Origin of the sequence: Kineococcus gurbantunggutensis, assembly GCF_050871925.1 — a bacterium.
GTDB lineage: Bacteria > Actinomycetota > Actinomycetes > Actinomycetales > Kineococcaceae > Kineococcus.
In genome coordinates this window covers 1-3394 of record NZ_JBJLSG010000274.1, presented here as the reverse complement: position 1 = coordinate 3394, position 3394 = coordinate 1, and the positions used below count along the sequence as shown (strand labels likewise).

Genomic DNA, 3394 nt, shown 5'->3' with positions numbered 1-3394 from the left:
GACCGGCCCGGCGCTGGACCAGGGGAAGTCGATCCAGCGGTCGGTGTCGCGCCAGGAGTACTCCGGGGCCAGCCGGGTGGTGGGCTTGCGGTACACCACCGCCGAGCGCGGCTCGGCGCCGGCCGCGCGCACCATGTCCACCACGACCCCCAGCGTGCGGCCGGTGTCGGCGACGTCGTCGACGACGAGGACGCGCCGGCCGCTCAGCTCGGCCAGGTCCACGGTCGGCGCCAGCACCACCGGCTCCTCCAGGCGGCTGTCCACGCCCGTGTAGAACTCCACGTTGATCGTGCCGGTCTCCTTGACGTCGAGCGCGTACGCCAACCCGGCGGCCAGCGGCAGGCCGCCGCGGGCGATGCCCAGCAGCACCTCGGGCCGGTAGCCGTCCCGCGCGATCGCCGTGGCGAGCTCGTTCACCGCCTCGCCGAACAGCGACCAGGTGAGGACCTCGCGGTCGCGGGCGGGGGAGGCGTCGCTCGTCATCCGGCGAGGGTAGCGAGCGCTCCCCGCGCGCACCCGCCGCGCGGAACCCTACGATCACGGACTGTGGCGCGAGGGGCGGCGGGGGCCGCGGGGCACCGGGGGTGCCGGTGAGCCCGGCCCTGGTGGCCGTGGACGTCGCCGTGCTCGGCGCCGGGCAGGGCGGTCTGGCCGCCGCCCACCACCTGGCGCGCGCGGGCCTGGCGCGGGGGCACGGGTACGTGGTCCTGGACGCCGAGGACGCCCCCGGCGGGGCGTGGCGGCACCGCTGGCCGACGCTGACGATGGCCCGGGTCAACGGCGTGCACGACCTGCCGGGGCTGTCGATGCGCCAGGCCCTGGGCCCGGTGGACCCCGGCGCTCCGGCCGCGCGGGTGGTGCCCGCCTACTTCGCCGCCTACGAGGACGCGCTGGGCCGCCCGGTGCGCCGGCCGCTGCGGGTGCGCGAGGTGCGCGCGGCCGGGCCGCGGCTGCTGGTGGCCACCGACGGGCCCAGCTTCGCGGCGCGCGCCGTGCTCAACGCCACCGGCACCTGGCGGCGCCCCTTCCGGCCGTACTACCCGGGGGCGGGCGACTTCCTGGGCCGCCAGCTGCACACCGCCGACTACCGCGGCCCGGCGGAGTTCGCCGGGCAGCACGTGGTCGTCGTGGGCGGGGGCGTCTCGGCGGTGCAGCACCTGGAGGAGCTCAGCGCCGTGGCCACCACCACGTGGGTCACCCGCACCGAGCCGGTGTTCCTGGAGCCGGACGCGGCCGGCGGGCTGGACGTGCGGGCGCGCCGGGAGGCGGTGGCGCGCGTCGCCGAGCGGGTCGCGGCCGGCCGCCCGCCCGGCAGCGTCGTCTCCGCCACCGGCCTGGTGCTCACCCCGGAGCTGGCCGCCCTGCGCGCGGCCGGGGTGCTGGTGCGCCGCCCGCCGTTCGCGCGCGTGCTGGCGCACGGGGTGCGCTGGGCCGACGGCGCGGAACAGGGCGCCGACGCGATCCTGTGGGCGACGGGCTTCCGGCCCGTGCTGGACCACCTGCGCCCGCTGCACCTGCGCGAGCCCGGCGGCGGGATCCTCGTCGAGGGCACGCGGGCGGTGCGCGAGCCGCGCCTGCACCTGGTGGGGTACGGGCCCTCGGCCTCCACGGTGGGCGCCTCGCGGGCGGCGCGCGAGGCGGTGCGCGAGGTGCTCGCCGGACGCTGACGACCGTCTCACAGCCTGAGACGGCGATCTCGGAGTGTGGACGACCCAGGTCCGCGCCCACCACGATCACCGCGTGAGCACCCCCACCGGCACCCCCACCGACCCCGGCTACGTGCACGGCCACGACGGGGCCGTGCGCCGCTCCCACGGCCGGCGCACCGTGGCGAACTCCGCCGCGCACCTGCGCCCGCGCCTGGCGCCGGGCCTGTCGCTGCTCGACGTCGGCTGCGGGGTGGGCACCCTGACCGCCGACCTCGCCGCGCACGTCGCCCCCGGCCGCGTCGTCGGCGTCGACAGCTCCGCGGAGGTCCTGCGCGCCGCCCGCGCGGCCGCCGACGCGCGCGGCGTGCGCGTCGAGCTCGCCGTCGCCGACGCGCACGCCCTGCCCTTCGCCGACGGGGAGTTCGACGTTGTGCACGCCCACCAGGTGCTGCAGCACCTGCCCGACCCCGTCGCCGCCCTGCGCGAGATGCGCCGCGTGTGCCGCCCCGGCGGCACCGTGGCCGTGCGCGACGCCGACTACGCCACCGTCGACTGGTACCCGCGCAGCCCCGCGCTGCTGGACTGGCGCGAGCGCTACCGCGCCGTGGCGCGCGCCGCGGGCGGCGAGCCCGACGCCGGCGCGCACCTGCTCGCCTGGGCCCGCGCCGCCGGCTTCACCGAGGTGGTGCCCTCGGCCTCGGTGTGGCTGTTCGCCGCGGAGGAGGACCGCGCCTGGTGGGGCGGCACCTGGGCCGAGCGCACCCTGAGCGCGCCGCTGGCGGACCGCCTGCGCCGCGGCGGGTGCGACGAGGAGGGGCTGGCCGCCGCGGCGCGGGCCTGGCGGGACTGGGCGGCCGCGCGGGACGGGTGGACGACGATGGTGCACGGCGAACTGCTCTGCCGCCCCTGAGCCACGCCCCCGGCGGTGCCCGCGCGGCGCCGCCGGGCGGGCGGGGGCGCGGCGGCGTACGGTCCGCGCGTGAGCGAGCCCGCGTCCCCCGCCTCCCCGTTCGATCTGCCCCTGACCGCCCTGGGCGGCGGCGACCTGGACCCCGACCTGCTGCGCGGGCGCGCCGTCCTGGTCGTCAACGTCGCCTCCCGCTGCGGCCTGACCCCGCAGTACGCGGCGCTGGAGGCGCTGCACCGCTCCCGCGCCGGGCGCGGGTTCACCGTCCTGGGCGTGCCGTGCAACCAGTTCGCCGGTCAGGAACCGGGCACCGAGGAGGAGATCGCCGAGTACTGCTCGGCGACGTGGGGCACCACCTTCCCGATGACCGCCAAGGCCGACGTCAACGGCCCGGACCGGCACCCGCTCTACGAGCGCCTGACCGCGACGGCCGACGCCGACGGCCGCGCCGGCGACGTGGAGTGGAACTTCGAGAAGTTCCTCGTGGCCCCCGGCGGGCGGGTCGTGGCCCGCTTCCGGCCGGGCACCGCCCCCGACGACCCCGCGCTCGTGGCGGCCGTCGAGGCGCACCTGCCCGGCTGAGGCTGCGCCCCCGGGGCCGCCCCGCCGGGCCCGCCCGGGGAGCACCCCCGGGCGGCGTCAGCGCCCGGGGCCGCCGGCCGCGTCCAGCGGCCGCACCGCCGCGAAGGGCGCGGTCAGCACGCCCAGGGGCGTGCTGACGTGGTAGCGCGTGCGGGCCCGGCGCAGCACCCGCCCGGTCAGCCCGGCGTAGCGGCCCGTGCCCAGCAGCCGCACGGCGGTGCCCACCGGCAGCACCGGGGCGGCCGGGGCCCCCGCC

At 79.5% G+C, this 3394-nt stretch carries 4 protein-coding genes and 1 pseudogene; 3 read left to right on the top strand and 2 right to left on the bottom strand.

Annotated elements, in window-relative coordinates; all coding sequences use genetic code 11:
• Positions 1-483 (bottom strand): phosphoribosyltransferase (locus ACRYR7_RS24850; RefSeq protein WP_432575022.1); only part of this gene is annotated, 483 nt, incomplete at its 3' end.
• Between the two features lie 107 nt (positions 484-590).
• On the opposite strand from ACRYR7_RS24850, the gene ACRYR7_RS24845 reads away from it, so the two are divergent.
• The 3 genes from ACRYR7_RS24845 to ACRYR7_RS24835 all read left to right on the top strand — a co-directional run bounded on the left by ACRYR7_RS24845 (position 591) and on the right by ACRYR7_RS24835 (position 3138).
• A complete protein-coding gene (locus ACRYR7_RS24845) occupies positions 591-1667 on the top strand; it encodes an NAD(P)-binding domain-containing protein (RefSeq protein ID WP_432575020.1) in 1077 nt (358 codons plus the stop codon).
• 73 nt (positions 1668-1740) lie between these two features.
• Positions 1741-2559, top strand: coding sequence for a class I SAM-dependent methyltransferase (locus tag ACRYR7_RS24840; RefSeq protein WP_432575018.1), 819 nt, complete (start codon positions 1741-1743; stop codon positions 2557-2559).
• Between the two features lie 69 nt (positions 2560-2628).
• Positions 2629-3138 (top strand): glutathione peroxidase, encoded by a 510-nt coding sequence (locus tag ACRYR7_RS24835; RefSeq protein ID WP_432575017.1) that lies wholly within the window; start codon positions 2629-2631, stop codon positions 3136-3138.
• A gap of 57 nt (positions 3139-3195) precedes the next feature.
• On the opposite strand, the pseudogene ACRYR7_RS24830 reads toward ACRYR7_RS24835, so the two are convergent.
• Positions 3196-3394, bottom strand: a pseudogene (locus tag ACRYR7_RS24830) (M48 family peptidase); the annotation flags it as partial.